Raw genomic sequence first — 24,039 nt, 5'->3', positions numbered from 1 at the left:
TGCTCAGCTCCAGATATCTGTAAGGAGTGCAGGCAAATCCTGCATCCGGTCGATGACTCGCGGTGCGTTCAGGCGCTGCACCGGATGGTAACCCCAGCTCACGCCGACAGGGTGGACACCGGCGGCCTTGGCCATCTCCATGTCGAAACTTGTATCCCCGATCATCACCGTGTTCTGCGGGTCGATGCCGGTTTCGCGCATCGCCTCATGCAGCATCGCCGGATGGGGTTTCGAGGGGTGAAAATCCGCGACCTGCTCGGTCACGAAGCGGCCCGTCAGGCCGTGGCTGTCCAGCAGACTGGTCAATCCGCGGCGGGATTTACCCGTCGCGACCCCAAGCAGATAGTGGGGCACGCTGAAAAGCTGCTCCAACGTTTCACGCACGCCGGAATAGAACGGGGACGAGGCCGTCCCCTTGCTGGCCCGAAGCTGCGCATAGGTGTCTTTATAGGTGGCAACGATGTGGTCACGGGTGACCTGATCCAGATCAGGAGCCAGTTCGGCCACAGCATTATCCAGCGACATGCCCACAATGGACAAAACCTGCGCCCGCTGCGGTGCAACCTGCCCCACGGCCGCGAAACCGGCCTGCATCGAGGCCAGAATATCCGCCTGACTGTCGACCAGAGTGCCATCCACATCAAAGATGATCAGGCGCAGAGTGTCGCTCATTCCATGTCCTCAAAGGGGTCTTCGGGCACATCGCGGATGTCCCAACCAACGTAATCCCATGTGCGCTGCATGTGATCGGACAGCTCTGCCTCGATGTGCAGGCGCTTGCCTGTCACGGGATGGGTCAGGGTCAAGGACCGCGCGTGCAGGTGCAGCTTGCGGCTGATCTCGCCGCCCAACTGGGCACCCCATCCATCGCCAAGGTTTTCTTGCCCAGAGCCGCCGTATTTGCCGTCCCCGATGATCGGGTGGCCCATTTCAGCCATGTGTGCGCGCAGCTGGTGGGTCCGGCCTGTCACCGGCACCAGTGCGACCCAAGCGGCCCGCTGCCCCAAGGTGGTCAGCACCGCGTAATCGGACAGAGCGCGCTTGGCACCTTCGGTCTTGTCCACCTCATTGGGATGGACGCAGAGCATCTTTTCACCCTCGCCGCCCGCGCCGTGACCCGGTGCCTTGACCAGACCGAAACGGACGCTGCCCATGCGGGGGTAAGGCACACCAGCGACGATGGCCCAATAGATCTTGCGGGTTTCGCGGGCGCGGAAGGCTGCGGTCAGACCAGCAGCCACCTGACGGGTCCGCGCAAGGATCAGAACCCCAGAGGTATCCTTATCCAGACGATGCACCAGACGGGGCTTGTCTTCATAGCCGAACTTCAGCGCCTCGGCCAAACCGTCGATGTGGCGGACCTGCTTGCTGCCGCCCTGCACGGGAATACCGGCGGGCTTGTTCAGAGCGATGATGTGGTCGTCGCGGTAGATCACGCAGCTTTGGATAAACGCCGTGTCCTTGTCCGAGACCTTGGGCTTTGGCGCGCTTTTCACCTCGCCCGCGTGGGGCAGCGGCGGAATGCGGACCTGCTGGCCCTCTTCAACGCGGCTGGCCGGTTTCACGCGGCCGCCATCCACGCGGATTTCACCCTTGCGGCACATCTTCTCGATCCGCCCTTGGGCAATGTGCGGAAAGCGCCGTTTCAGCCAACGGTCCAGCCGCTGGTCGCCTTCGCCTTTTTCGACGGTGATCGTTTGAACGCCGCTCATGATACAAATCCCCGTGCAAGAAACAGACCGATGGTCAAAGCTGCAATCGACACCACCACCGAGGCCATCACATAGGCCGCCGCTGGCATGATAGCGCCGCGTTCGAACAGCGTCACCGCGTCCAGAGAGAAGGCCGAAAACGTGGTAAAGCCGCCAAGAAGGCCCGTGATCAACAGCGACGCGAACTTGTTACCACCCACATTCGCCAGCACCACGACCAGAACGCCCATGATAAAGCTGCCCACGACGTTGCACGTCATGGTGCCCCACGGAAAGCCGGGACCGATCAGGCGCATGACGCCAGTATTCGTCAGATATCGAAGCGAGGCTCCGACAGCGCCCCCAAGGGCGACTTGAGCAAGTGTAAGGAACATGGGCGCTGTCTTTCCCTTTGCTGGCCCAGAGTCAACCGCCCTGACGCTTTGCCCGCAAGCGTGCGAAGTAATCTTTCCGCTTTTTCAGATCGCGCTCAAAGCCCCGTTCGACGGGTTGATAGAGGTCGGGCCGCTCCACCCCGTCGGGGAAGTAGTTCTGGCCGGAAAAGCCGTCTTCGGCGTCGTGGTCGTATTCATACCCCGCCCCATAGCCCAGATCCCCCATCAATGAGGTCGCCGCATTCACGATATGCATCGGCGGCGGCATCGAGCCGGTTTTCTTGGCCAAAGCCCGCGCAGCCTTATAGGCCACATAGCTGGCGTTCGATTTGGGGGCCAAAGCCAGATAAGCCACAGCCTCGGCCAGTGCCAATTCGCCCTCGGGACTGCCAAGGCGCTCATAGGCCTCCCATGCGTGCAGACAGACGGTCAGGGCCTGCGGGTCGGCAAGGGCGATATCCTCGACCGCCATACGGGTCAGGCGGCGGGCCAGATAGCGGGGATCTTCGCCCCCTTCCAGCATGCGGGCATACCAATACATGGCTGCATCAGGATCGCTGCCGCGCACGGATTTATGCAGGGCCGAGATCAGGTTGTAATGCTGATCGCCCGACTTGTCGTATTGGGCAGCGCGGCGCATCAGGCGTTTGGCCATCGCGTCGGCCTCAAGGGGTTTCTCCACCTTCCATGCGGCGATCTGTTCGATCAGGTTCAGCATGGCGCGGCCATCGCCATCGGCCATATCCATCAACTGCTGGCGGGCGTCATCGGTCAAAGGCAGCGGACGGCCCAGTTCCTCTTCCGCGCGGGTCGCCAGCTTTGCCATGCTGTCTACCTCAAGGCGGTCCAGCACCAAGACCTGCGCACGGCTCAGCACAGCGGCGTTGAGGGCAAAGCTTGGGTTCTCTGTGGTGGCACCCACCAACAGGATCGTGCCGTCCTCCATGTGGGGCAGAAAGCCGTCCTGCTGCGCTTTGTTAAAGCGGTGGATTTCGTCCACGAACAGCAACGTCCCCTGCCCTGCGCGGCGGCGCATCTTGGCGGTCTCGAACACCTTTTTCAGATCGGCCACGCCACTGAAAATCGCACTGATCTGCACGAACTCCAGATCGGTTTCTGCCGCCAGAAGCCGCGCGATGGTGGTCTTGCCCACACCGGGCGGCCCCCAAAGAATAAGCGAGCCCAAAGACCCCGCCGCCAGCATCGCGCCCAAAGGTCCATCCGGCCCCAGCAAATGGTCCTGCCCGATCACATCGGACAGGGTTTGCGGACGTAGGCGGTCGGCTAAGGGGCGGTGCGCTGTCTCGGCAGCAGCGGGAGAGTCGAACAGATCCATAGGTCAGACCCTGAACCGGAACGCCATCTGCCGTCCAGAGCGCAATACCTCCAGAATGCCCGAGCGGCCCGCCGCCCGTAGCGCATCCTCAACATCGGCAGGACTGCCGATTTCGCGCCCGTTTACCGCGATCAGGATATCGCCCACTTGCAGGCCAAGACGCGGCGCCGTGGGCCCCGCGCCAGAGATCACAACGCCAAGGGTTTCGATCGGCAGGCCAAGTTCATCGATCAGCGCGGGGTTAGCGTTGGATACCTCGGTCCCCGCCAGCACAGTGCGGCGCGACAGGGTGATCGCATCCCGCGCGGGGCTTTCAGGGGGCGCGATCATATCAACGGGCAGATCAGTGCGCTCACCATCCCGTAGACGTGTCACTTGGGCCTGATGGCCGATACCCGCCACAGACATGCGGAAAATCGCCTCTGCCGGCGTGTTCACGGGCTGGCCGTCTACGGCGGCGATCACGTCACCGGGCTGAAAGTCCGCCGCCGCGAAGGGGCTGGCCGGATGCACCGCCGAGATGATGATCCCTTCAGGCAGGCTCAGGCCAAGACCCGCCGCCATATCCGCATCTACGGGCTGACCTACGACACCGGCCCATGGGCGGCGGAACCGATCCTCGCCCGCGCGGGCCTGTTCGACAAAGCGATGCACAAGGTTCGACGGGATCGCAAAACCGATGCCATTCGACCCGCCCGAACGCGTCAGGATCGAGGTATTCACCCCGATCAGATCGCCATTCACATCCACCAGCGCCCCGCCCGAGTTGCCAGGGTTAATGGGCGCGTCCGTCTGAAGGAAATACCCCCGGCCGCCATCCCCCGCGACGCCGGATCGCGCCAAACCCGAAATAATGCCGCTGCTAACCGTCTGGCCCACACCGAAGGGGTTACCGATGGCCAAGGCCAACTCGCCAACCTCAACTTCATCGCTGTTGCGCATCTCAAGAAATGGCAGGCCGTCCACATCGTCGATCTGCATGATCGCAAGGTCGGACTCTTCATCGGCCAAAAGCACGCGGGCGCTGAATTCACGGCGGTCACGCAGAACCACGTTAATCTCGGTCGCGTCGCCCACCACGTGGAAGTTCGACACCACGATCCCGTCCGCCGACAGGATCACGCCAGAGCCAAGGCTGTTCTGTACCCGCTGACGCACCTGCCCCTGACCACGGAACAGGTTGCCGAAGAAAGGGTCATTGGCAAAGGGGCTGACCTGCTCGGCCACGATACGCTTGGCGTAGATGTTCACCACCGCTGGCGCGGCCTGCTTGACCACCGGCTGAAAGCCTAGGCTGATCTCGACCGCTGATTTGGGCACCGCCGTTTGCGCCAGTGCCCCTTGGGGCAGGGGCAGCGTGGTGGACAGCAAAGCAAGGGTCAGCAGGGATGCACGGAACATTCAGTCTCTCCGGTTCTGTTCTGGCCCAGATATGAGCAGCCCTGCCCCGTGATGCAACCCGCACCATGCGCGGCGCAAAAACAAGGCCGTGAAACGCAAAGACCCCCGCCAGAGGCGAGGGTCCAAAACTGGATAGAAGCCAGTGTGCGAAGACTTATTCGTCTACGGTCACAACTTCTTCAGCAGCGCGTGCTTTGTCAGCTGCGCCTTTTGCGTCGACATCACGGTCAACGAATTCGATGATCGCCATGGGCGCCATGTCACCATAGCGGAAGCCGGCTTTCAGGATACGGACATAGCCGCCCTGACGCTCAGCGTAGCGGGGGCCCAGAACTTCGAACAGCTTCGCAACGTACTGGTCCTGCTTCAGCTTCGAAGCAGCCTGACGGCGGGCGTGCAGATCGCCGCGCTTTGCGAGGGTGATCATTTTCTCGATGATCGGACGCAGTTCTTTGGCTTTGGGCAGAGTCGTTTTGATCTGCTCGTGCTCGATCAGCGAGCCAGCCATGTTTGCGAACAGCGCTTTGCGGTGTTCATGGGTACGGTTCAGGCGGCGGTAACCACGTGCGTGACGCATTTGTAATCTCCTAAGATCTTGTTTTGCTTTGTCTGGCGACCGATGCGTGCCGGCCGCACTCCTTGGGGCGATTCTGCCCAGATGGTGCGCCAAATACAGGGCTGGCCTGCGTCTGGCAAGAGTATGGCGGACGTACATACGTAGCGCCCGCCATAAAACTTTTTTAGAACTGGTCTTCGAACTTCTTGGCCAGCTCTTCGATGTTGTCCGGCGGCCAATCCTCGACATCCATGCCAAGGTGCAGACCCATGCCCGACAGCACTTCTTTGATCTCGTTCAGCGACTTGCGGCCGAAGTTCGGCGTACGCAGCATTTCTGCTTCGGTCTTCTGGATCAGATCGCCGATGTAAACGATGTTGTCGTTCTTCAGGCAGTTTGCCGAACGGACCGACAGTTCCAACTCGTCCACTTTCTTCAGCAGAAGCGGGTTGAACTCGAGACCATCGTCCTCGTCCTGACGGTTTGCCGACTCGGGCTCGTCGAAGTTGACGAAGATCGACAGCTGGTCCTGCAGGATGCGAGCGGCATAGGCAACTGCGTCCTCAGGGGTGACCGAACCGTCGGTTTCGATCTTCATGGTCAGTTTGTCGTAGTCCAGAACCTGACCTTCACGGGTCGGCTGTACGTCGTACGACACTTTCTTGACCGGCGAGTAGATCGCGTCGATCGGGATCAGACCGATGGGCGCATCGTCGGGACGGTTCTTGTCCGCAGGGACATAACCTTTGCCGGTGTTGACGATCAGTTCCATGAACAGATCGGCGCCATCGTCCAGGTGACAGATAACGTGATCGCGGTTCAGAACCTCGATGCCTGCGGTCTCGGCGATATCACCAGCGGTGACAACACCCGGGCCTTTGGCGTTGATGGAAAGGCGCTTGGGGCCTTCGACTTCCATCTTCAGCGCGACGCCTTTGAGGTTCAGAACGATATCGGTGACGTCTTCGCGGACGCCCGAAACGCTGGAGAACTCGTGCAGAACGTTGTCGATCTGGACGCTGGTAATCGCAGCACCCTGAAGCGACGACAGTAGAATACGGCGCAGGGCGTTGCCCAAAGTCAGACCAAAGCCGCGTTCCAGCGGTTCGGCCACGACAGTTGCTTGACGTGCGGGATCATTGCCCGGCTTGACGTCCAGCTGCGTCGGTTTGATGAGCTCGGCCCAGTTCTTATGGATCATGCGTCCCTCCATGCTTGCCTGCGCCCCATGTCCAAAGGTGCAGACTCCCGAGGTTTCAGATGGCGAAACGAGGGCCGCGTGCAGACACGGCCCCCGGAAATAGTAGATCTAATTAGACGCGACGACGCTTGGGCGGGCGGCAGCCGTTGTGTGCGATCGGGGTCACATCACGGATCGAGGTGATGTTGAAGCCGATAGCAGCCAGAGCGCGCAGCGCGCTTTCACGGCCCGAACCGGGACCCTGCACTTCAACCTCAAGAGATTTCATGCCGTGGTCCTGAGCCTTGCGGCCTGCGTCTTCAGCAGCCATCTGAGCAGCGTAGGGGGTCGATTTACGCGAACCCTTGAAGCCCATGGTGCCTGCCGACGACCATGCAATGGCGTTGCCCTGCACGTCGGAGATCAGGATTTTGGTGTTGTTGAACGAGCTGTTCACATGCGCAACGCCGGTGGCGATGTTCTTGGAAACCTTGCGCTTTGCTTGACGCTTATCACGTGCCATTGGTGTTGCCTTCCCTTACTTCTTCTTGCCTGCGATGGCCTTTGCGGGGCCTTTGCGGGTACGAGCGTTGGTGTGAGTACGCTGACCGCGTACGGGAAGACCACGACGGTGACGCAGACCACGGTAGCAGCCCAGATCCATCAGACGTTTGATGTTCATCTGGGTATCGCGGCGCAGGTCACCTTCAACGGTGTAGTTTGCGTCGATGTGTTCACGGATGGCCAGAACTTCGGCGTCCGAAAGCTCGTTCACGCGGCGCGAACGTTCAATGTTCACGGCCTCGCAAATGGCTTCGGCCGATGCAGAGCCAATACCAGTGATGTAGGTGAGTGCGATCAGCACTCGCTTGTTGGTCGGGATGTTTACGCCGGCAATACGAGCCACGTGTATGTCCTTTCGTTGCGGTTCCGTAGTCCCGGAACCTTTTTTCACAACGGAACCTGTCGAACCGAAGCCCGGCAGATATCTGCTGAATTCATGTGCGGAGCGGGAATCGGTTAAACACACGATTCCCATAGAGAACGCGTGGGTAAGCGGATTTTAATGAAAGGTCAATAGCGCGGGCGCACGAATATCAGCGTGCGACCCGTTTTGCATGATCCTGACCCAGATCTGCAACTTCGCACGTGAACAACAATGTGCGCCGCAAATTGCGGCTACCGGAATACCCTACCCTATTTCCCGATCAAACGCAATGCGGCCCCCGAGCTGTTAGCGCCGGAGGCCGCATTTTCTTAACGCTTTGTTAACGGGTGTTAACCAAGAACCGCTGCGATTTCCGCCTTTACGGCATCAATCTCGCCCAGACCGTTCACGCTGCTCAGCTGGCCTTTGGCGTAGTAGTAGCCAATCAGCGGCGAGGTCTTCTTGTAGTATTCCATCAAACGCTGGCGCAGGCTGTCTTCGTTATCATCCGCGCGGCGCTTGAACTCGGTCCCGCCACAGTTCGAGCATTTGCCATCTGCGGGGATCGGCTTGGTGATGTCGTTGTAGACCTCACCACAATCGCCACAGGTGGAACGGGCGGTGATGCGCTGAACCAGCGCTTCGTCATCCACCTGCATCTCGATCACGGCATCCAGCTTGGCGCCCATGCCATCCAGCAGCTCACCCAGCGCGTCTGCCTGAGGCAGGGTGCGGGGGAAGCCGTCAAAGATGAACCCACCCTCGCTGCCCTGCTCCAACTTTTCACGGATCAGGCCGATCACGATGTCATCAGTTACCAGCTGGCCTGCGGCCATAACTTCGGCAACCTTTTTGCCCATCGCGCTGCCCGAAGCCTGCGCGTCGCGCAGCATATCACCGGTCGAGAGCTGGACCATGCCACGCTCTTCTACCAGTTTGCGGGCTTGGGTGCCTTTGCCGGCACCGGGCGGTCCAAGAAGAATGATATTCGTGGTCATCGACGTGCGGGTCCCTTACGTTTTGCGCGCTTGGAGCCGCGGCCGCGAAGCTGCGACTTTTCGATCAGGCCCTCGTACTGGTGAGCCAGAAGGTGCGACTGTACTTGCTGGATGGTGTCCATCGTAACAGACACGACGATCAGCACCGAAGTACCACCAAAGTAGAAGGGTACCTGCGACAGCTGGCTACGGACGATCTCGGGCATCAGGCAGACGAAGGCCAGATAGGCAGCACCCAGAACCAGAATACGGTTTACAACGTATTCCATATACTGCGCGGTCTTTTCACCGGGACGAATGCCGGGAACAAAGCCGTTCTGGTTCTTCAGGTTATCGGCCACATCATCCACTTTGAACGCCACGTTGTGGGTGTAGAAGTAGGCGAAGAACACGATCATTGCCGTGAAGAACAGCAGGTACAGCGGCTGACCCGGGCCGAAGTAGGCCAGAATGGTCGACATCACCGGACCGGTCGAGCCTTGCGAGAAGGTCGCCAGTGTGGTCGGCAGCAGCAGCAGAGAGCTTGCGAAGATCGCGGGGATCACGCCAGCGGGGTTCACCTTGATCGGCAGGTGCGAGGAGCTGCCATCGTAAACCTTCATGCCCACCTGACGGCGGGGATACTGGATGTGGATCTTGCGAAGGCTGCGTTCCATGAACACAACGAAGGCAATCACAGCCACCATCATCACCAGAACGCCGATGATCACGACGGGGCTGATGGCGCCGGTGCGGCCCTGAACAAAGAATTGAGCCAGAGCGGCAGGAACCTCGGCGATGATGCCGGTGAAAATGATCAGCGAGATGCCGTTGCCGATGCCGCGTGCGGTGATCTGCTCACCCAGCCACATCAGGAACATGGTGCCGCCCACCAGAGTGATCACACAGGCCGCGATAAAGTACAGGCCAGGAGTGTGGACCAGATCGCCCGCTTCCAGAGACTTGGCCAGACCATAGGCCTGGAAGGTCCCCAGCAGCACGGTCCCGTAACGGGTCCACTGGTTCATCTTCTTGCGGCCTTGCTCGCCTTCTTTCTTCATCTGCTCCAGCGCGGGAACCATCGAGGCCAGCAGCTGGACGATAATCGAAGCAGAGATGTAGGGCATGATGCCTAGGGCAAAGATGCCCATCCGGCTGATCGCGCCACCAGTAAACATGTTCAGGATGCCACCGAGACCGGCGGACGCGCTGTCCATGAAATCGCGCAGGGCGTTGCCGTCAATGCCGGGCACCGGAATGTAGGTACCAAGGCGATAGACGATCAGAAGCCCGAGAGTAAAGAAAATGCGGTTGCGAAGATCCGTCGCCTTGCCCAATGCGGCCCAGCTGGTGTTCGCCGCCATTTGCTCTGCTGCAGATGCCATTATGCGGGTCTCTTTCATGACAGCGCCGCCAGAGCGGTTTCCCGGCTCGGCGGCGCTTTGGAAAACTAAGCACGATGTAAGCGGCCCGTAAGCCGCCCACAACTACTTATTCAGCCGCCTGTGCGGTTTTGACCGCCAGCGAGCCGCCAGCTGCTTCTACTGCTGCGACTGCAGCGGCCGATGCGCCGGTTACTTCGATGTTCAGTTTCGAGGTGACTTCACCCTTCGCCAGAACACGGATGCCGTCCAGAACGCGACGAACCAGACCCGAAGCAACCAGAGCTTCTTCGGTGATTGCCTGACCTGCGTCGATCTTGCCGGCGTCTACGAATTTCTGGATCAGGCCCAGGTTCACAACAGCGTATGCCTTGCGGTTCGGCTTGTTGAAGCCGCGCTTGGGAAGACGCTGGTAGAGGGGCATCTGGCCGCCTTCGTAGCCGTTGATGGCTACACCCGAACGCGACTTCTGACCTTTGATACCACGGCCAGCAGTTTTACCCTTGCCCGAGCCGGGACCACGGGCAACGCGTTTTTTCTTGGGCGATGCGCCCGGATTGTCACGAAGTTCGTGCAGTTTCATGTCGCTTCTCCTTTGCCGGATGTGCCCCCCAGCGACGGATGGGGCAAACGCGGCTTAGATAAAAATAAAGGTGGCCCTGAATCAGAGCCACCGTGGGCGTATAGACGCCCTTCAATCCGATTTCAACTACCTACTCAACGGCCAAGAGGACGGGCAGCGCTTCCTCGGGGATGTGCACCCCGCTTGTGGACAAGGTTTTTCTGATGTTCGCCTGACCGAACTGTGACTTTCAATGCGGTGGGGCGCGATTCTGTGCGTGCAAACAGGGTGAAAACAAGGAAACTGGAAACAGCGAACGCGCATATCAAGATATCGTATAGCATGCGTTGCATAATCCTCTGCAATCTGGAGATGCGGGCATACTATACCATGTCCGCAATTCCAAGCTCTGACTTACACATGATCAGCGCCATTATACCAGTTGCCGGTCTTCACCTCTGTGTCATCCCCGACGATCTTCGCAAAGGCCTCTAGATCCGAGAAGGTCTTGTCCTTGTTCCGGTAGTGATAGGGGTAGACCACCGCGGGCTTGAACTCTTGCACGCCGCTCGCGGCCTGTTCGACCCCCATGGTAAAGGGCAAGTTCATGCACACGAATGCCACGTCAATATTCTGAAGGGCGCGCATCTCGGGCGTGGCTTCGGTATCGCCGGACAAATAAACGCGCAGGCCATCAATGGTCAGCACATAGCCGTTATCCCGTCCCTGCGGGTGAAAGTTCAACCGGTCCTCGGTGATGTTATAGGCAGGGATCGCTTCAATCCCGATCCCCTGCAACTCGGTCGATTCGCCGTTCGCGATCTGCGCGGCCTGCGCCTTCAGGCCTTCGGGCAGCTTTTCGTAGACAGCGGGGTTCACAAGTATAGGCACCCCCTGCCCCGCCAGCGCAGTCAGCGTGTCCACGTTGAAGTGATCCCCGTGTTCATGGGTGATCAGGATCATATCCGGCGCGGGATAGTCCGCATAAGTGGCAGCGTCCCCCACAGGGTCCACGTAGATGACCGGCCCCGTTGTTTCAAAGATGACCGTGGCGTGGTCCACCGGATGGACAGTGATCTGTCCTGAGGCGGTCGGATAGGTGTCCGCCCCGTGCGCGGCGGCTTGGGCCATCGAAAGGTTCAAACTGCTGGCACCTGCAATTGCGGCGCCCGAGATCAAAAGCGTACGGCGAGTTAATTTCATCGGAGCCTCCTCTGGAAATATATCCACAAGCAAGTAGCGCCTGATTTTTTGCCGCAATTCACATTTTCGTTCCCACAACGAACAACGCCCCCCGCAATGCGGAGGGCGTCTTGTTCACTGGTACGCAAACACCAGGGAAAAATTGACCTGTCTACTCAGCGCACCGTGAGGAAAGACGCGCGCCGTTCGCAGCGCAGACAGGTCGGAAACTTTAGATCTTTGCAGCTTCCTGACGGGCGATCTCAGCGATCTGGCTGCGGGCAATGCCAATATCGGCCAGCTCGCGCTCGGTCAGAAGAGCCAGTTCGTCATAGACGCGGTTGTAGGCAGCGCGGCGTGCGCGGAATGCTTTGAAGCCCTCGATGGTGCTGAGCAGACGGTCTGCGATGTTCAGTTCCAGGGCGCGGGGTGCGTGTACGTATGCCATTCTACTGTTCCTTATTTTCATATTGCCGAGGCGTATTCTTCGGCGGGCTCAGTTTGTCTTGTCTCCGTCGATGGTTTGAATGTAGCCCCCCGCGGTGGCGCTAACAATTTCCGGTTTGGTCAACCCGTTATGCAGCTGCAGCATAACATGCGCGTTTAGAGCGGCTTTTGATGCAGCGGGCCCAGGGCGGCCATGCAAATCCTGATAACCCCCTGTCAAACATACACTTTCGGACGTGCCCGTTCGAATGGCCGCGTGAAACCTGCCCGAATCCCAGTCAGAGAACAGCTTCGGATTCACCGGAAGTCTTAACATAGCAGGCAGTTGATTCCGCGATGCAGCATTTGTGCCCCTGACAGCCGTTTCCAAGGGCGTGAAAAGCAAAACGCCCCGCAGCCGGATGGCGCGGGGCGTTTCGCAGTTCGTATCAGAGGCGGATTAGCCGCGCTCTTCGATGATCTCGACCAGGTGCGGAATCTTCGCAACCATGCCGCGGATCGAAGGGGTATCTTCGAGTTCGCGGGTCTTGTGCATCTTGTTCAGACCCAGACCGATCAGGGTCTGGCGCTGAATGTCGGGACGGCGGATCGGGCTACCGATCTGCTTTACAACAATGGTCTTCGCCATGGTTCAGGCTCCTTACGCTTCTGCCGCAGCGTCTGCTTCCGCAGCCACGTCGTCATACTTGTGCAGGATGTCTGCGACCTTCTTGCCACGACGCTGTGCCACCTGACGGGGCGAAGCTTCGAGGCTCAGAGCATCGAGAGTTGCACGGATCATGTTGTAGGGGTTCTGCGAGCCGATCGACTTCGCAACAACGTCCTGAACACCCAGCATCTCGAACACAGCGCGCATCGGACCACCGGCGATGATACCGGTACCCTGAGGAGCGGTGCGCATGATTACGCGGCCCGCACCGTGACGACCTTCGATGTCGTGGTGAAGGGTACGACCTTCACGCAGCGGCACGCGGATCATCTTGCGCTTTGCTTGCTCAGTGGCCTTGCGGATCGCCTCGGGTACTTCTTTCGCTTTACCCTTGCCGAAGCCTACGCGGCCTTTCTGATCGCCGACAACCACCAGAGCAGCGAAGCCAAAGCGCTTACCACCCTTAACGGTTTTCGACACACGGTTGATCGCCACCAGACGATCGGCGAATTCCGGGGTTTCCTCGCGCTCAGCGCGGCGGTCCCGGCGGTTTTCACGTTCTGCCATATCGTCTACTCCTTAGAACTTCAGACCGCCTTCGCGGGCGGCATCGGCCAGCGCCTTGATGGTGCCATGGAAGAGGTAGCCACCACGATCGAAGTAGCAGTCTTCCACACCGGCGGCTTTCGCGCGCTCGGCGATAAGGGCACCCACCTTGGCGGCGGCTTCCTGGTTGTTCTTGCCGGCAAGACCCAGGACTTTTTCCTGGCTCGAAGCGGCGGCGATGGTCACGCCCTGAACGTCGTCGATCAGCTGAACGCTGATGTTCTTGTTCGAACGATAGACCGAGAGGCGGGCACGGCCATTGGCCATTTTCCGCAGTTTGTTCCGAACGCGCTGGCGACGCTTCAGAAACAGGGTACGTTTGCTGTTTGCCATCTTTCGCGTCCTTACTTCTTCTTGCCTTCCTTCTGGAAGATATATTCGCCGCGGTAGCGAATGCCTTTACCCTTATAGGGCTCGGGACGACGCCACTCGCGAATCTTCGCAGCGGTTTCACCAACAAGTTGAGCATCGATCCCTTCCAGGATGATCTCGGTGGGCTTCGGAGTGGTTACGGTCACACCTGCGGGCACGGGGAAGTCAACATCGTGCGACAAGCCGAGGTTCAGCTTGATCGAGTTGCCCTGTGCGCTAGCACGGTAACCAACGCCGACGATATCGAGCTCTTTTTTGAAGCCCTCGGTCACGCCGGTAACCAGGTTTGCAATCATCGAGCGGCTCATGCCCCACTGCTGACGCGCGCGCTTCGAAGAGCCGCGGGGATCAACAGTGACGGTGTTGCCGTCGATGGTGATGGTGACATCATCGGTAGCCGAGAAGCTGAGGGTGCCCTTGGGACCCTTAACTTCGATGGTCTGGCCCGACAGCGACGCGGTGACGCCTGCGGGCAGTTCAACCGGTTTCTTGCCAATACGAGACATTACCAGACCTCCTTAGAACACGGTGCAGAGCACTTCGCCGCCAACATTGGCGTGACGTGCAGCTGCGTCCGACATAACGCCCTTGGGAGTCGAAACGATCGAAACACCCAGGCCCTGACGGACTTCGGGGATCTCTTTCGCGCCCATGTAGACGCGACGACCGGGCTTCGACACACGCTTGATCTCGCGGATCACAGGAGCGCCTTCGTAGTACTTCAGAGAGATTTCCAGTGCCGGGTGGCCCTGGTCATCGGTGGTTTTCTCGTAGCCACGGATGTAGCCTTCATCCAGAAGGACATCCAGAACCCATACGCGCAGCTTCGAAGCGGGGGTCGAAACAGTCGACTTGCCACGCAGTTGCGAGTTGCGGATCCGGGTGAGCATATCGCCGAGAGGATCGTTCATCTTATATCTCCTCTTACCAGCTCGACTTCACCAGGCCGGGGGCCTGACCATTGGAGCCCAGTTCGCGCAGCATGATACGGCTGACCTTCAGCTTACGGTAGTAAGCGTGGGGACGACCAGTCAGCTGGCAGCGGTTGTGCAGACGGGTTGCCGAGCTGTTGCGCGGCAGTTTTGCAAGTTGCAGACGCGCTTTGAAACGCTCTTCCATCGACTTGCTTTCGTCATTCGCGATCTCTTTCAGAGCGGCGCGCTTGGCTGCGTATTTCGCGACCAGGCGTTCACGCTTCTTCTCGCGTTCGATCATTGCTTTCTTAGCCATGTCTTACCCTTTCGCGATTACGCGTTGAACGGTACGTTGAAGTGCTTCAGCAGCGCCTTCGCTTCACCGTCAGTTTTCGCAGTGGTGCAGATGATGATGTCCATACCCCAGACTTCGTCGACTTTGTCGAAATCGATTTCAGGGAATACGATGTGTTCCTTCAGGCCCATGGCAAAGTTGCCACGACCATCGAACGACGGCTTCACACCACGGAAGTCGCGGATGCGGGGCATCGCGATGGTGATCAGACGGTCCAGGAATTCATACATCCGGTCGCCACGCAGGGTGACTTTGGTACCCAGGGGCATGCCTTCACGAACGCGGAAGCCTGCAATCGACTTCTTCGCTTTGGTGATGACAGCTTGCTGACCTGCGATCTTCGACAGGTCTTCCTGAGCCGACTTGGCTTTCTTGGAATCGCGAACCGACTCGGCGCCAGCGCCGATGTTCAGAACGATCTTGTCCAGCTTGGGCAGCTGCATCACGTTCTTGTAGCCAAACTCTTCCATGAGAGCGGCTTTGATGGTTTCGCGGTACTGAGCCTTCAGACGCGGGGTGTAGTTTGCGTTATCAAGCATCGATCACTTCCCCCGATTTCTTGGCAAAACGGACCTTCTTGTCGCCTTCCATGCGGAAGCCAACGCGAGTCGCGCCACCTTCTTTGGGGTCAACCAAAGCGATGTTCGACAGGTCGATCGGCAGAGCTTTGGGCAGACGGCCGCCTTGGCTGGTCTGGCTCTGACGAGTGTGACGGATGGCCATGTTGACGCCTTCAACTACGGCTTTGCCCGCTTTGGGGTCTACCGAAGTGATGGTGCCTTCTTTGCCCTTGTCCTTACCGGCAAGAACGATGACCTTATCACCTTTGCGGAGTTTAGCAGCCATTACAGCACCTCCGGGGCAAGCGAGATGATCTTCATGAAGTTTTTGGCGCGCAGTTCGCGAACGACGGGGCCAAAAATACGGGTGCCAACAGGCTCACCGTTGTTGTTGAGGATCACTGCAGCGTTACGATCGAAGCGGATGGCGGTACCATCTTCGCGACGGACTTCCTTGGCGGTACGAACGACGACTGCCTTACGGACGTCACCTTTCTTAACACGGCCACGCGGGATCGCTTCTTTGACGGACACCACGATGATGTCGCCAACCGAAGCGTACTTGCGCTTGGAGCCGCCGAGGACCTTGATGCACTGAACTCGGCGTGCGCCCGAGTTATCAGCGACATCCAGATTGGTTTGCATCTGGATCATTTGGTTTCTCCGGACCTTTGGGGAGGCTTGAGGGCCTTAACCCCCAGGGTTTCGCTCAGTTGGGCTCAGGCTTTCGCCAGAACTTCCCAACGCTTGGTTTTCGAATAGGGCGCGCATTCGATGATGCGGACAGCATCGCCAACTTTGTAGGCGTTGTCTGCGTCGTGTGCGCGGTACTTCTTCGACTTCTTGATCGTTTTGTTCAGCAGCGGGTGCTTAAAACGACGTTCAACACGAACGGTAACAGTCTGCTCGTTCGCGTCGCTGGTCACGGTGCCTTGCAGGATACGTTTGGGCATTCTTCAGGCCTCCGCTTATTCAGCAGCCGCTTGCGCGGCCTTTTCGTTCAGGACGGTCAGGACTCGCGCTGCATCGCGCTTAACCTGACGCATACGTGCGGTGTTTTCGATTTGGCCGGTGGCCTGCTGGAAGCGCAGGTTGAAGGCTTCTTTCTTAAGAGCCGACAGGTCCTCACGGAGCTGGTCGGGCGTCTTGCCACGTAGTTCTTGGGCGTTCATCGCCTTATCCTTTTCAACATCACCGGCGGGCCCTTATGGGTAACCCGTGATCCGGTGGAGGTTCGTTTAGGGAACACAAAACCCCGCGCACGAAGCGCGGGATGGGTTCCAATACATGTCGCTTGAGGGGAAGGCAACCGATTCCTCGAAAAAACCCGAGGTTTTCAAAGACCATTCCGAAACGGTGGTTTTCATCGGCTTACCCTATAACGAAACCACGCCCGGACCCCTTGCGCAACAAAAGATTTGGGGTGAAGACAACCCCATCAATCCTAGAGACGCGCCCAACAGAAAAGAGGACGTCATGCCCAAGATTTCATCCCTGTTCGCCACCCGCCTTTATGAGGCGAAACTGTCCGAGCATGGCCCCGCCATCGACGCCGAAGAGCTGGAGAACTCGTGCCTTGCTATCGCCGAGGACGATGAGGCCGGTCAGGACTGGTGCGAGGAGAACGGCTATCCGGGTTACACCAGCTATGCATCATTGACCGACCTGCCATGGCGCTCGCCCATCTTTGCGGATGTGGTCAAGGCGCTGGATGCCCACGTCGCGGCCTTCGCCGAAGATCTGGAATTTGATCTGGGTGACAAGAAGCTGGTGCTGGAAGACATCTGGATCAACATCCTGCCCGAGGGCGGCATCCACACGTCGCACATCCACCCCCATTCGGTGATCAGCGGGACGACCTACGTCTACATGCCCGAGGGCGCCCGAGCGATCAAATACGAGGACCCTCGTCATCCGATGATGATGGCCTCGCCGATCCGCAAGAAGGGCTGCCGTGAAGAGTTGAAAACCTTCGTCTACCGCGCCCCCGAAGTAGGCGACGTACTGCTTTGGGAAAGCTGGCTGCGCCATGAGGTGCCGATGAATATGGCCGAGGACGACCGCATCTCGGTCAGCTTCAACTACAAGTGGGAATAAGCCCCCCTACCCTGCCACACACGCCAAAGGCCGATGCATCCGCATCGGCCTTTTTCTTTGCAGAGTTCCCCGTCCACGGGGGACGGGGCCAAAGAAAAACCCCCGCCAATGGCGGGGGTTTCTCAATTCTTCGAAGTGCGACACTAGGATCGCAACCCGATTACCAGTCCTCGCGGACCACAACGCGGGTTTTGATCGGCAGCTTCATCGCAGCAAGGCGCAGAGCCTCTTGTGCGATCGCTTCGTCAACACCGTCGATCTCGAACATGATACGGCCGGGTTTGACCTTTGCGGTCCAACGGTCAACCGAACCCTTACCTTTACCCATACGAACTTCGATGGGCTTTGCGGTGACGGGTACATCCGGGAAGATACGGATCCAGACGCGACCCTGACGCTTCATGTGACGGGTCATCGCACGACGCGCAGCTTCGATCTGACGGGCAGTGATACGCTCGGGCTCAACGGCTTTGAGGCCGTAGGTACCGAAGTTCAGGTCCGAACCGCCTTTTGCCTGACCGTGGATACGGCCTTTGAACATTTTGCGGAATTTTGTACGCTTAGGCTGAAGCATTCTTCATCCCTCCTTTAGCGACGGTTGCCGGCACCACGGGGTGCGGGACCATCCTGGAGTTCCTGAGCCTTACGGTCGCGCGCCTGGGGATCGTGCTCCATGATGTCACCTTTGTAGATGAACACCTTGATGCCGATGATCCCGTAGGGGGTCGACGCTTCGGCGGTTGCATAGTCGATGTCGGCGCGCAGGGTGTGCAGGGGCACACGACCTTCACGGTACCATTCGGTACGCGCGATTTCAGCACCACCCAGACGACCCGCGATGTTCACGCGGATACCGCCAGCGCCCATGCGCATGGCGTTCTGAACGGCACGCTTCAGAGCGCGACGGAACGAAACGCGGCGTTCCAGCTGCTGAGCGATCGACTCGGCAACCAGCTGTGCGTCCAGTTCGGGCTTGCGGACTTCGACGATGTTCAGGTGCAGTTCGCTGTCGGTCATTGCCGCCAGTTTCTTGCGCAGAACCTCGATGTCAGCACCTTTCTTACCGATGATAACACCGGGGCGTGCGGTGTGAATGGTCACACGGCACTTCTTGTGCGGACGTTCGATGATCACGCGAGCGATGCCCGCCTGCTTGCACTCATCCTTGATGAACTCACGGATGCGGATGTCTTCCAGAAGAAGATCACCGTAATCCTTCGAATCTGCGTACCAGCGGCTGTCCCAGGTGCGGTTCACCTGAACGCGCATACCGATGGGGTTAGTTTTATTACCCATTAGGCTTGCTCCTCGACCTGGCGGACCTTGATGGTGATTTCCGAGAACGGCTTCATGATCTTGCCAAAGCGACCACGGGCACGGGGACGACCGCGCTTCATGATCAGGTTCTTACCAACGTAAGCTTCAGCAACAACCAGCTCGTCAACGTCCAGACCATGGTTGTTCTCGGCGTTTGCGATGGCCGACTGAAGGCATTTCTTCACGTCGATCGCGACACGCTTGTTCGAGAAAGTCAGGTCGGCCAGAGCCTTTTCAACCTTCTTGCCGCGGATTAGCTGAGCAACGAGGTTCAGCTTCTGCGGGCTGGTGCGAAGCATGCGCAGTTTTGCCATTGCTTCGTTGTCCGCCACGCGGCGGGGATTCTTTTCCTTACCCATGGCTTACTTCCGCTTCGCTTTTTTGTCAGCCGCGTGACCGTAGTAGGTACGGGTCGGCGAGTATTCACCGAACTTCTGGCCGATCATTTCTTCAGTGACGGTTACCGGAACGTGCTTCTGGCCGTTGTACACGCCAAAAGTCAGACCCACGAACTGGGGCAGGATCGTCGAGCGACGCGACCAGATCTTGATAACGTCGTTATTGCGGCCCGAATCCCGAGCTGCAGCAGCCTTCTTGAGGACGTATGCGTCAACAAAAGGCCCTTTCCATACAGAACGTGCCATCGATTAGCGGCCCTTCTTCTTCGCGTGACGCGAACGCAGGATAAGCTTCTGCGACGCCTTGTTGGTGTTGCGGGTGCGCGCACCTTTGGTGGGCTTACCCCAGGGCGTAACAGGGTGACGACCACCCGAGGTACGACCTTCACCACCACCGTGGGGGTGGTCGATCGGGTTCATAACCACACCACGAACCGAGGGACGAATGCCCTTGTGGCGGTTACGGCCGGCTTTACCGATGTTCTGGTTGCTGTTGTCGGGGTTCGACACGGCGCCAACAGTTGCCATGCATTCCTGACGTACCATGCGCAGTTCGCCCGACGACAGGCGGATCTGGGCATAGCCACCGTCACGACCAACAAACTGAGCGTATGCACCTGCTGCGCGGGCGATCTGACCGCCTTTGCCGGGCTTCAGCTCGATGTTGTGAACGATGGTACCGATGGGCAGACCCGAGAAGGGCATTGCGTTACCGGGTTTAATGTCGGCTTTCGCCGATGCGATCACCTGATCGCCAACGCTGAGGCGCTGGGGAGCGATGATGTAGGCCTGTTCGCCATCCTCATAACGGATGAGGGCGATGAACGCGGTACGGTTGGGGTCGTATTCAATACGCTCAACGGTCGCGGCTACGTCGAATTTACGACGCTTGAAGTCCACGATACGGTAGAGACGCTTTGCCCCGCCGCCCTTGCGGCGCATGGTGATCCGTCCGGTGTTGTTCCGGCCGCCGTTTTTGGTCAGACCCTCAGTGAGAGCCTTAACCGGGCGACCTTTCCAAAGCTCCGAACGGTCGATCAGAACCAGCCCGCGCTGGCCAGGCGTTGTCGGTTTGTACGACTTGAGTGCCATGGTTACTGTCTTCCGTTTGCTTTGTGGCCCCCACCATGAGGGCCATTTCACATAAATCACAGGCCCCGGAACGAATCCGGGGCCGTGAGATTGCAGCGGGGTACCAGAAAAGAATGGGGTCGTCCATAGAGCGGAGCGCAGTTTTACGCCCCCTTGGCGATTCAATCGGATCTGCCTGGCGCAGACCCCGCCGGACACCCTGAGCATGACGCACAATCAGCACCCACGCAAAAGAAAAAAGGCCCCTGCGGATGCAGAGGCCTTCTTTATGCGCTGTACGGCTAAATCAGAGGCCGGTCGAGACGTCGATGGTGTTGCCCTCTTCGAGAGTGACATACGCCTTCTTAACGTCCTTACGACGGCCGTTGATGCCGCGGAAACGCTTGGTCTTACCCTTGGTGATGGTGGTGTTAACCGCCTTCACCTTAACACCAAACAGAGCCTCAACGGCCTCTTTGATGGTGGGTTTGTTCGCGTCGATCGACACTTCGAACACAACGGCGTTGTTTTCCGACGCCATGGTGGTCTTTTCGGTGATGATCGGCTTACGGATCACATCGTAGTGTGCTGCTTTCGCGCTCATTTCAGACGAGCCTCCAGTGCTTCGACACCCGCTTTGGTCAGGACCAGAGTGTCACGCTTCAGGATGTCATAGACGTTCGCGCCGATTGCCGGCAGAGCGTCCAGACCCTCGATGTTGGCAGCTGCCTTGGCGAAGCCCTCGTTCACGGTCGAGTCGATCAGCAGAGCGCGCTTCCAGCCCAGGTTCTTAACCTGCTTGGCCAGAGCTGCGGTTTTGCCTTCAACTGCTGCCGAGTCAATGATGACCAGCTCACCGGCTTTTGCTTTCGCGCTCAGCGCCAGCATCAGACCCAGTTTGCGGACCTTCTTGGGCAGGTCGTGACCGTGGCTACGCGGGGTCGGGCCCTTGTAGATGCCACCTTTGCGGAAGATCGGCGCTTTACGCGAACCGTGACGAGCACCACCGGTACCCTTCTGACGGTAGATCTTCTTGGTCGAGTACGACACTTCCGAGCGGGTCTTCACCTTGTGGGTGCCGGCCTGCGCGTTGTTACGCTGCCAACGAACCACACGGTGCAGGATGTCAGCGCGGGGCTCCAGGCCGAAGATTGCTTCGTCCAGATCCAGAGTGCCGACCGAACCCGCGTCGAGGTTGATCACATCAAATTTCATGCTTCACCCCCTTCCGAAGCTTCTACAGCAGGTGCTGCTTCGGCTACGGCGGTTTTCAGAGCTGCGGGGAACGGAACACCCTCGGGCATCTTTTTCTTCACGGCGTCTTTAACGGTGACCCAGCCACCTTTCGAGCCGGGAACAGCGCCCTTCACCATGATCAGACCACGGTCTGCATCGGTGCGGACAACTTCCAGGTTCTGCGTGGTAACGCGGACGGCACCCATGTGGCCTGCCATCTTCTTACCTTTGAAAACCTTGCCCGGACCCTGACACTGACCAGTCGAACCGTGCGAACGGTGGCTGATCGATACACCGTGCGATGCACGCAGACCGCCGAAGTTGTGACGCTTCATGGCACCGGCAAAGCCTTTACCAATCGAAGTGCCCGACACGTCGACTTTCTGGCCAGCGATGAAATGCTCTGCCGAGATTTCTTCGCCAACAGCGATCAGGTTCTCTTCGCTCACGCGAAATTCGCAAACCTTGCGCTTGGGCGCGACGTTTGCTGCAGCGAAGTGGCCGCGCATTGCCTGGCTGGTGCGCTTTGCTTTCGCGGAACCGGCACCCAGCTGAACGGCAGTGTAGCCATCGCGGTCAACGGTACGCTGAGCAACAACCTGCAGGCTGTCCAGCTGAAGAACGGTTACGGGAATCTGCTTGCCGTCTTCCATGAAAAGACGGGTCATGCCCAGTTTCTTGGCGATAATACCAGAACGCATCGTCGCCTCCCTTATACCTTGATCTCGACGTCAACACCTGCAGCCAGGTCGAGCTTCATCAGAGCATCAACGGTCTGCGGGGTCGGGTCGACGATGTCGAGAAGACGCTTGTGCGTGCGGATCTCGAACTGGTCACGGGATTTCTTGTTCACGTGGGGACCACGCAGAACGGTGAATTTCTCGATCTTGTTCGGCAGCGGGATCGGGCCACGCACTTGTGCGCCCGTACGCTTGGCGGTGTTGACGATTTCCTGAGTGCTGGCATCCAGCACACGGTAGTCAAACGCCTTCAGCCGAATGCGAATATTTTGGCCTTGCATATTTAGAAGCCTTTCGCGGCGTTGGAGTTGATAGGAGGAAACGGAGGCTCATCCCCCGGCCCTCTTCGAACCCGATAGTCTGGGTCGTGCGACTATACAGAGGCGCACCCTTTAGGGGGTGCGCCGCCGATTTACAAGTGCAAATTCTTATTAGTCGAGGATTTTCGAGACGACGCCCGAACCCACGGTACGGCCACCCTCACGGATAGCGAAGCGCAGGCCTTCTTCCATCGCGATCGGAGCGATCAGTTCGACGGTGAAGCGCAGGTTGTCGCCGGGCATAACCATCTCGGTGCCTTCGGGCAGAACGCAGGTGCCGGTCACGTCAGTGGTACGGAAGTAGAACTGAGGACGGTAGTTCGCGAAGAACGGGGTGTGACGACCACCTTCTTCTTTGGTCAGAATGTAGACTTCCGACTCGAACTTGGTGTGCGGCTTAACCGAACCGGGCTTACACAGAACCTGGCCACGCTCAACTGCTTCACGGTCGATGCCGCGCAGCAGGGCGCCGATGTTGTCACCAGCTTCACCGCGGTCCAGCAGCTTGCGGAACATTTCAACACCGGTACAGGTGGTGGTCTGGGTGTCCTTGATACCAACGATCTCGATCGAGTCGCCAACGTTGATCACGCCACGCTCAACACGACCGGTCACAACGGTACCACGACCCGAGATCGAGAACACGTCTTCGATCTGCATCAGGAAGGGCTGGTCAATCGCGCGCTCGGGCTCGGGGATGTATTCGTCAACTGCCGCCAGCAGTTCACGGATCTTGTCTTCACCGATGTTCGCGTCACGGCCTTCCAGTGCGGCAAGAGCCGAACCTGCTACGATCGGAATATCGTCGCCGGGGAAGTCGTATTCGCTCAGCAGTTCGCGGATTTCCATCTCAACCAGCTCGAGCAGCTCTTCGTCGTCAACCTGGTCAACTTTGTTCATGAAAACGACCAGTGCGGGAACGCCAACCTGACGCGCCAGCAGGATGTGCTCGCGGGTCTGGGGCATCGGGCCGTCTGCCGCGTTCACAACCAGAATGCCGCCGTCCATCTGGGCCGCACCGGTGATCATGTTCTTCACGTAGTCAGCGTGACCGGGGCAGTCAACGTGTGCGTAGTGACGGTTCTCGGTCTCGTACTCAACGTGTGCGGTCGAGATGGTGATGCCGCGTGCCTTCTCTTCGGGCGCGCCGTCGATCTGGTCGTACGCTTTGAAGTCACCAAAATACTTGGTGATTGCAGCGGTCAGAGTGGTCTTACCGTGGTCAACGTGACCAATGGTGCCGATGTTTACGTGCGGTTTGTTCCGCGCAAACTTTTCCTTTGCCATGATGGCCTCCTATTCGTTTCGGAGCGGTGTCAGAAACACCGTAGATTTCCTGTAGGAGAGGCGGGCAATGCCCGCCAATC

General features: G+C 58.8%; 36 protein-coding genes. 1 reads left to right on the top strand and 35 read right to left on the bottom strand.

All coding sequences use genetic code 11. The annotated features are described in order from the left end of the window. Positions 1-3: 3 nt before the first annotated feature. The 25 genes from CLV74_RS03000 to rpmC all read right to left on the bottom strand — a co-directional run bounded on the left by CLV74_RS03000 (position 4) and on the right by rpmC (position 16,665). Complete coding sequence (locus CLV74_RS03000) at positions 4-672, bottom strand: HAD-IA family hydrolase (RefSeq protein ID WP_106262739.1); 669 nt, start codon at positions 670-672, stop codon at positions 4-6. After that, on the bottom strand, positions 669-1,712 hold the full coding sequence (locus tag CLV74_RS02995) for an RluA family pseudouridine synthase (RefSeq protein ID WP_106262738.1): 1,044 nt from the start codon (positions 1,710-1,712) through the stop codon (positions 669-671). The genes CLV74_RS03000 and CLV74_RS02995 overlap by 4 nt, the downstream gene beginning before the upstream one ends. Further along, positions 1,709-2,086: a fluoride efflux transporter CrcB gene (gene crcB / locus CLV74_RS02990; protein WP_106262737.1), complete on the bottom strand. Its 378-nt coding sequence runs from the start codon at positions 2,084-2,086 to the stop codon at positions 1,709-1,711. Before crcB ends, CLV74_RS02995 begins: the two co-directional genes overlap by 4 nt. Positions 2,087-2,117: 31 nt before the next feature. Then, a complete protein-coding gene (locus CLV74_RS02985) occupies positions 2,118-3,422 on the bottom strand; it encodes a replication-associated recombination protein A (RefSeq protein ID WP_106262736.1) in 1,305 nt (434 codons plus the stop codon). A gap of 3 nt (positions 3,423-3,425) precedes the next feature. Further along, on the bottom strand, positions 3,426-4,823 hold the full coding sequence (locus CLV74_RS02980) for a trypsin-like peptidase domain-containing protein (RefSeq protein WP_106262735.1): 1,398 nt from the start codon (positions 4,821-4,823) through the stop codon (positions 3,426-3,428). 154 nt (positions 4,824-4,977) lie between these two features. Next, positions 4,978-5,400 carry a 50S ribosomal protein L17 gene (rplQ, locus tag CLV74_RS02975; protein WP_106262734.1) on the bottom strand — a complete coding sequence of 141 codons (423 nt, stop codon included), beginning with the start codon at positions 5,398-5,400 and terminating at the stop codon, positions 4,978-4,980. 163 nt (positions 5,401-5,563) lie between these two features. Further along, on the bottom strand, positions 5,564-6,580 hold the full coding sequence (locus CLV74_RS02970; RefSeq protein ID WP_106262733.1) for a DNA-directed RNA polymerase subunit alpha: 1,017 nt from the start codon (positions 6,578-6,580) through the stop codon (positions 5,564-5,566). A gap of 112 nt (positions 6,581-6,692) precedes the next feature. Continuing rightward, positions 6,693-7,082 (bottom strand): 30S ribosomal protein S11, encoded by a 390-nt coding sequence (gene rpsK / locus CLV74_RS02965; RefSeq protein ID WP_106262732.1) that lies wholly within the window; start codon positions 7,080-7,082, stop codon positions 6,693-6,695. A gap of 15 nt (positions 7,083-7,097) precedes the next feature. Further along, positions 7,098-7,466: a 30S ribosomal protein S13 gene (gene rpsM, locus CLV74_RS02960; protein ID WP_106262731.1), complete on the bottom strand. Its 369-nt coding sequence runs from the start codon at positions 7,464-7,466 to the stop codon at positions 7,098-7,100. A 371-nt stretch (positions 7,467-7,837) separates the two neighbouring features. Next, positions 7,838-8,485: an adenylate kinase gene (locus tag CLV74_RS02955; RefSeq protein WP_106262730.1), complete on the bottom strand. Its 648-nt coding sequence runs from the start codon at positions 8,483-8,485 to the stop codon at positions 7,838-7,840. Next, a complete protein-coding gene (gene secY, locus CLV74_RS02950; RefSeq protein WP_106262729.1) occupies positions 8,482-9,849 on the bottom strand; it encodes a preprotein translocase subunit SecY in 1,368 nt (455 codons plus the stop codon). The genes CLV74_RS02955 and secY overlap by 4 nt, the downstream gene beginning before the upstream one ends. Before the next feature lie 106 nt (positions 9,850-9,955). Further along, the gene (gene rplO, locus CLV74_RS02945) at positions 9,956-10,429 is read right to left on the bottom strand and encodes a 50S ribosomal protein L15 (protein WP_106262728.1); all 474 of its coding nucleotides are present in this window, start codon (positions 10,427-10,429) and stop codon (positions 9,956-9,958) included. Between the two features lie 393 nt (positions 10,430-10,822). After that, positions 10,823-11,611, bottom strand: a complete 789-nt coding sequence (locus tag CLV74_RS02940; protein WP_106262727.1) for an MBL fold metallo-hydrolase — start codon at positions 11,609-11,611, stop codon at positions 10,823-10,825. Positions 11,612-11,822: 211 nt separating this feature from the next. Continuing rightward, entirely contained in the window at positions 11,823-12,038 is a 216-nt protein-coding gene (locus tag CLV74_RS02935) for a DUF1127 domain-containing protein (protein WP_106262726.1), read from the bottom strand. A gap of 438 nt (positions 12,039-12,476) precedes the next feature. Continuing rightward, entirely contained in the window at positions 12,477-12,665 is a 189-nt protein-coding gene (gene rpmD, locus CLV74_RS02930) for a 50S ribosomal protein L30 (protein WP_106262725.1), read from the bottom strand. A gap of 12 nt (positions 12,666-12,677) precedes the next feature. Next, entirely contained in the window at positions 12,678-13,253 is a 576-nt protein-coding gene (gene rpsE / locus CLV74_RS02925) for a 30S ribosomal protein S5 (RefSeq protein WP_106262724.1), read from the bottom strand. Positions 13,254-13,265: 12 nt separating this feature from the next. Next, positions 13,266-13,625, bottom strand: coding sequence for a 50S ribosomal protein L18 (rplR, locus tag CLV74_RS02920; protein ID WP_106262723.1), 360 nt, complete (start codon positions 13,623-13,625; stop codon positions 13,266-13,268). Positions 13,626-13,636: 11 nt separating this feature from the next. Further along, positions 13,637-14,170 carry a 50S ribosomal protein L6 gene (gene rplF, locus CLV74_RS02915; RefSeq protein WP_106262722.1) on the bottom strand — a complete coding sequence of 178 codons (534 nt, stop codon included), beginning with the start codon at positions 14,168-14,170 and terminating at the stop codon, positions 13,637-13,639. Between the two features lie 12 nt (positions 14,171-14,182). Further along, entirely contained in the window at positions 14,183-14,575 is a 393-nt protein-coding gene (gene rpsH / locus CLV74_RS02910) for a 30S ribosomal protein S8 (RefSeq protein WP_106262721.1), read from the bottom strand. Positions 14,576-14,588: 13 nt separating this feature from the next. Further along, on the bottom strand, positions 14,589-14,894 hold the full coding sequence (gene rpsN, locus CLV74_RS02905) for a 30S ribosomal protein S14 (protein WP_106262720.1): 306 nt from the start codon (positions 14,892-14,894) through the stop codon (positions 14,589-14,591). Positions 14,895-14,911: 17 nt separating this feature from the next. After that, on the bottom strand, positions 14,912-15,472 hold the full coding sequence (gene rplE / locus CLV74_RS02900) for a 50S ribosomal protein L5 (RefSeq protein ID WP_106262719.1): 561 nt from the start codon (positions 15,470-15,472) through the stop codon (positions 14,912-14,914). Beyond that, on the bottom strand, positions 15,465-15,779 hold the full coding sequence (rplX, locus tag CLV74_RS02895; protein WP_106262718.1) for a 50S ribosomal protein L24: 315 nt from the start codon (positions 15,777-15,779) through the stop codon (positions 15,465-15,467). Before rplX ends, rplE begins: the two co-directional genes overlap by 8 nt. After that, positions 15,779-16,147 (bottom strand): 50S ribosomal protein L14, encoded by a 369-nt coding sequence (rplN, locus tag CLV74_RS02890; RefSeq protein ID WP_072708063.1) that lies wholly within the window; start codon positions 16,145-16,147, stop codon positions 15,779-15,781. The genes rplX and rplN overlap by 1 nt, the downstream gene beginning before the upstream one ends. A 65-nt stretch (positions 16,148-16,212) precedes the next feature. After that, complete coding sequence (gene rpsQ, locus CLV74_RS02885) at positions 16,213-16,446, bottom strand: 30S ribosomal protein S17 (protein WP_106262717.1); 234 nt, start codon at positions 16,444-16,446, stop codon at positions 16,213-16,215. 15 nt (positions 16,447-16,461) lie between these two features. Continuing rightward, positions 16,462-16,665 carry a 50S ribosomal protein L29 gene (gene rpmC, locus CLV74_RS02880; RefSeq protein WP_106262716.1) on the bottom strand — a complete coding sequence of 68 codons (204 nt, stop codon included), beginning with the start codon at positions 16,663-16,665 and terminating at the stop codon, positions 16,462-16,464. A gap of 304 nt (positions 16,666-16,969) precedes the next feature. On the opposite strand from rpmC, the gene CLV74_RS02875 reads away from it, so the two are divergent. Further along, the gene (locus CLV74_RS02875; protein WP_106263075.1) at positions 16,970-17,590 is read left to right on the top strand and encodes a TIGR02466 family protein; all 621 of its coding nucleotides are present in this window, start codon (positions 16,970-16,972) and stop codon (positions 17,588-17,590) included. 160 nt (positions 17,591-17,750) lie between these two features. Here the strand turns inward: CLV74_RS02875 and rplP are convergent, their stop codons facing one another. The 10 genes from rplP to tuf all read right to left on the bottom strand — a co-directional run bounded on the left by rplP (position 17,751) and on the right by tuf (position 23,959). Then, complete coding sequence (gene rplP / locus CLV74_RS02870; protein WP_106262715.1) at positions 17,751-18,164, bottom strand: 50S ribosomal protein L16; 414 nt, start codon at positions 18,162-18,164, stop codon at positions 17,751-17,753. Between the two features lie 14 nt (positions 18,165-18,178). After that, positions 18,179-18,886 carry a 30S ribosomal protein S3 gene (gene rpsC, locus CLV74_RS02865; protein ID WP_106262714.1) on the bottom strand — a complete coding sequence of 236 codons (708 nt, stop codon included), beginning with the start codon at positions 18,884-18,886 and terminating at the stop codon, positions 18,179-18,181. Continuing rightward, positions 18,886-19,266, bottom strand: a complete 381-nt coding sequence (gene rplV / locus CLV74_RS02860; protein ID WP_106262713.1) for a 50S ribosomal protein L22 — start codon at positions 19,264-19,266, stop codon at positions 18,886-18,888. Before rplV ends, rpsC begins: the two co-directional genes overlap by 1 nt. Before the next feature lie 3 nt (positions 19,267-19,269). After that, the gene (rpsS, locus tag CLV74_RS02855) at positions 19,270-19,551 is read right to left on the bottom strand and encodes a 30S ribosomal protein S19 (RefSeq protein ID WP_106262712.1); all 282 of its coding nucleotides are present in this window, start codon (positions 19,549-19,551) and stop codon (positions 19,270-19,272) included. 3 nt (positions 19,552-19,554) lie between these two features. Further along, positions 19,555-20,397, bottom strand: coding sequence for a 50S ribosomal protein L2 (gene rplB / locus CLV74_RS02850; RefSeq protein WP_106262711.1), 843 nt, complete (start codon positions 20,395-20,397; stop codon positions 19,555-19,557). A gap of 286 nt (positions 20,398-20,683) precedes the next feature. Continuing rightward, positions 20,684-20,980: a 50S ribosomal protein L23 gene (locus tag CLV74_RS02845; RefSeq protein WP_106262710.1), complete on the bottom strand. Its 297-nt coding sequence runs from the start codon at positions 20,978-20,980 to the stop codon at positions 20,684-20,686. Beyond that, entirely contained in the window at positions 20,977-21,591 is a 615-nt protein-coding gene (gene rplD / locus CLV74_RS02840) for a 50S ribosomal protein L4 (RefSeq protein WP_106262709.1), read from the bottom strand. Before rplD ends, CLV74_RS02845 begins: the two co-directional genes overlap by 4 nt. Beyond that, the gene (gene rplC, locus CLV74_RS02835) at positions 21,588-22,313 is read right to left on the bottom strand and encodes a 50S ribosomal protein L3 (RefSeq protein WP_106262708.1); all 726 of its coding nucleotides are present in this window, start codon (positions 22,311-22,313) and stop codon (positions 21,588-21,590) included. Before rplC ends, rplD begins: the two co-directional genes overlap by 4 nt. Positions 22,314-22,324: 11 nt before the next feature. Continuing rightward, the gene (gene rpsJ, locus CLV74_RS02830) at positions 22,325-22,633 is read right to left on the bottom strand and encodes a 30S ribosomal protein S10 (RefSeq protein WP_106262707.1); all 309 of its coding nucleotides are present in this window, start codon (positions 22,631-22,633) and stop codon (positions 22,325-22,327) included. A 150-nt stretch (positions 22,634-22,783) separates the two neighbouring features. Next, positions 22,784-23,959 (bottom strand): elongation factor Tu, encoded by a 1,176-nt coding sequence (tuf, locus tag CLV74_RS02825; protein WP_106262706.1) that lies wholly within the window; start codon positions 23,957-23,959, stop codon positions 22,784-22,786. Positions 23,960-24,039 lie beyond the last annotated feature (80 nt).

The sequence above is a fragment of the Donghicola tyrosinivorans genome (assembly GCF_003003355.1).
Classification (GTDB): Bacteria; Pseudomonadota; Alphaproteobacteria; order Rhodobacterales; family Rhodobacteraceae; genus Donghicola; species Donghicola tyrosinivorans.
The sequence above is the reverse complement of the archived record's forward strand: the minus strand, read 5'-3'. Positions and strand labels throughout refer to the sequence as shown.

Bases quoted from the DNA above. Each gene is read 5' to 3' on its own strand.
- CLV74_RS03000 (WP_106262739.1), bottom strand. From the start codon at position 672: ATGAGCGACACTCTGCGCCTGATCATCTTTGATGTGGATGGCACTCTG.
- CLV74_RS02995 (WP_106262738.1), bottom strand. From the start codon at position 1,712: ATGAGCGGCGTTCAAACGATCACCGTCGAAAAAGGCGAAGGCGACCAG.
- crcB (WP_106262737.1), bottom strand. From the start codon at position 2,086: ATGTTCCTTACACTTGCTCAAGTCGCCCTTGGGGGCGCTGTCGGAGCC.
- CLV74_RS02985 (WP_106262736.1), bottom strand. From the start codon at position 3,422: ATGGATCTGTTCGACTCTCCCGCTGCTGCCGAGACAGCGCACCGCCCC.
- CLV74_RS02980 (WP_106262735.1), bottom strand. From the start codon at position 4,823: ATGTTCCGTGCATCCCTGCTGACCCTTGCTTTGCTGTCCACCACGCTG.
- rplQ (WP_106262734.1), bottom strand. From the start codon at position 5,400: ATGCGTCACGCACGTGGTTACCGCCGCCTGAACCGTACCCATGAACAC.
- CLV74_RS02970 (WP_106262733.1), bottom strand. From the start codon at position 6,580: ATGATCCATAAGAACTGGGCCGAGCTCATCAAACCGACGCAGCTGGAC.
- rpsK (WP_106262732.1), bottom strand. From the start codon at position 7,082: ATGGCACGTGATAAGCGTCAAGCAAAGCGCAAGGTTTCCAAGAACATC.
- CLV74_RS02955 (WP_106262730.1), bottom strand. From the start codon at position 8,485: ATGACCACGAATATCATTCTTCTTGGACCGCCCGGTGCCGGCAAAGGC.
- secY (WP_106262729.1), bottom strand. From the start codon at position 9,849: ATGGCATCTGCAGCAGAGCAAATGGCGGCGAACACCAGCTGGGCCGCA.
- rplO (WP_106262728.1), bottom strand. From the start codon at position 10,429: ATGAAACTGCACGAACTTCGTGACAATCCGGGCGCATCGCCCAAGAAA.
- CLV74_RS02940 (WP_106262727.1), bottom strand. From the start codon at position 11,611: ATGAAATTAACTCGCCGTACGCTTTTGATCTCGGGCGCCGCAATTGCA.
- CLV74_RS02935 (WP_106262726.1), bottom strand. From the start codon at position 12,038: ATGGCATACGTACACGCACCCCGCGCCCTGGAACTGAACATCGCAGAC.
- rpmD (WP_106262725.1), bottom strand. From the start codon at position 12,665: ATGGCGAAGACCATTGTTGTAAAGCAGATCGGTAGCCCGATCCGCCGT.
- rpsE (WP_106262724.1), bottom strand. From the start codon at position 13,253: ATGGCAGAACGTGAAAACCGCCGGGACCGCCGCGCTGAGCGCGAGGAA.
- rplR (WP_106262723.1), bottom strand. From the start codon at position 13,625: ATGGCAAACAGCAAACGTACCCTGTTTCTGAAGCGTCGCCAGCGCGTT.
- rplF (WP_106262722.1), bottom strand. From the start codon at position 14,170: ATGTCTCGTATTGGCAAGAAACCGGTTGAACTGCCCGCAGGCGTCACC.
- rpsH (WP_106262721.1), bottom strand. From the start codon at position 14,575: ATGAACGATCCTCTCGGCGATATGCTCACCCGGATCCGCAACTCGCAA.
- rpsN (WP_106262720.1), bottom strand. From the start codon at position 14,894: ATGGCTAAGAAAGCAATGATCGAACGCGAGAAGAAGCGTGAACGCCTG.
- rplE (WP_106262719.1), bottom strand. From the start codon at position 15,472: ATGCTTGATAACGCAAACTACACCCCGCGTCTGAAGGCTCAGTACCGC.
- rplX (WP_106262718.1), bottom strand. From the start codon at position 15,779: ATGGCTGCTAAACTCCGCAAAGGTGATAAGGTCATCGTTCTTGCCGGT.
- rplN (WP_072708063.1), bottom strand. From the start codon at position 16,147: ATGATCCAGATGCAAACCAATCTGGATGTCGCTGATAACTCGGGCGCA.
- rpsQ (WP_106262717.1), bottom strand. From the start codon at position 16,446: ATGCCCAAACGTATCCTGCAAGGCACCGTGACCAGCGACGCGAACGAG.
- rpmC (WP_106262716.1), bottom strand. From the start codon at position 16,665: ATGAACGCCCAAGAACTACGTGGCAAGACGCCCGACCAGCTCCGTGAG.
- CLV74_RS02875 (WP_106263075.1), top strand. From the start codon at position 16,970: ATGCCCAAGATTTCATCCCTGTTCGCCACCCGCCTTTATGAGGCGAAA.
- rplP (WP_106262715.1), bottom strand. From the start codon at position 18,164: ATGCTTCAGCCTAAGCGTACAAAATTCCGCAAAATGTTCAAAGGCCGT.
- rpsC (WP_106262714.1), bottom strand. From the start codon at position 18,886: ATGGGTAATAAAACTAACCCCATCGGTATGCGCGTTCAGGTGAACCGC.
- rplV (WP_106262713.1), bottom strand. From the start codon at position 19,266: ATGGGTAAGGAAAAGAATCCCCGCCGCGTGGCGGACAACGAAGCAATG.
- rpsS (WP_106262712.1), bottom strand. From the start codon at position 19,551: ATGGCACGTTCTGTATGGAAAGGGCCTTTTGTTGACGCATACGTCCTC.
- rplB (WP_106262711.1), bottom strand. From the start codon at position 20,397: ATGGCACTCAAGTCGTACAAACCGACAACGCCTGGCCAGCGCGGGCTG.
- CLV74_RS02845 (WP_106262710.1), bottom strand. From the start codon at position 20,980: ATGAGCGCGAAAGCAGCACACTACGATGTGATCCGTAAGCCGATCATC.
- rplD (WP_106262709.1), bottom strand. From the start codon at position 21,591: ATGAAATTTGATGTGATCAACCTCGACGCGGGTTCGGTCGGCACTCTG.
- rplC (WP_106262708.1), bottom strand. From the start codon at position 22,313: ATGCGTTCTGGTATTATCGCCAAGAAACTGGGCATGACCCGTCTTTTC.
- rpsJ (WP_106262707.1), bottom strand. From the start codon at position 22,633: ATGCAAGGCCAAAATATTCGCATTCGGCTGAAGGCGTTTGACTACCGT.
- tuf (WP_106262706.1), bottom strand. From the start codon at position 23,959: ATGGCAAAGGAAAAGTTTGCGCGGAACAAACCGCACGTAAACATCGGC.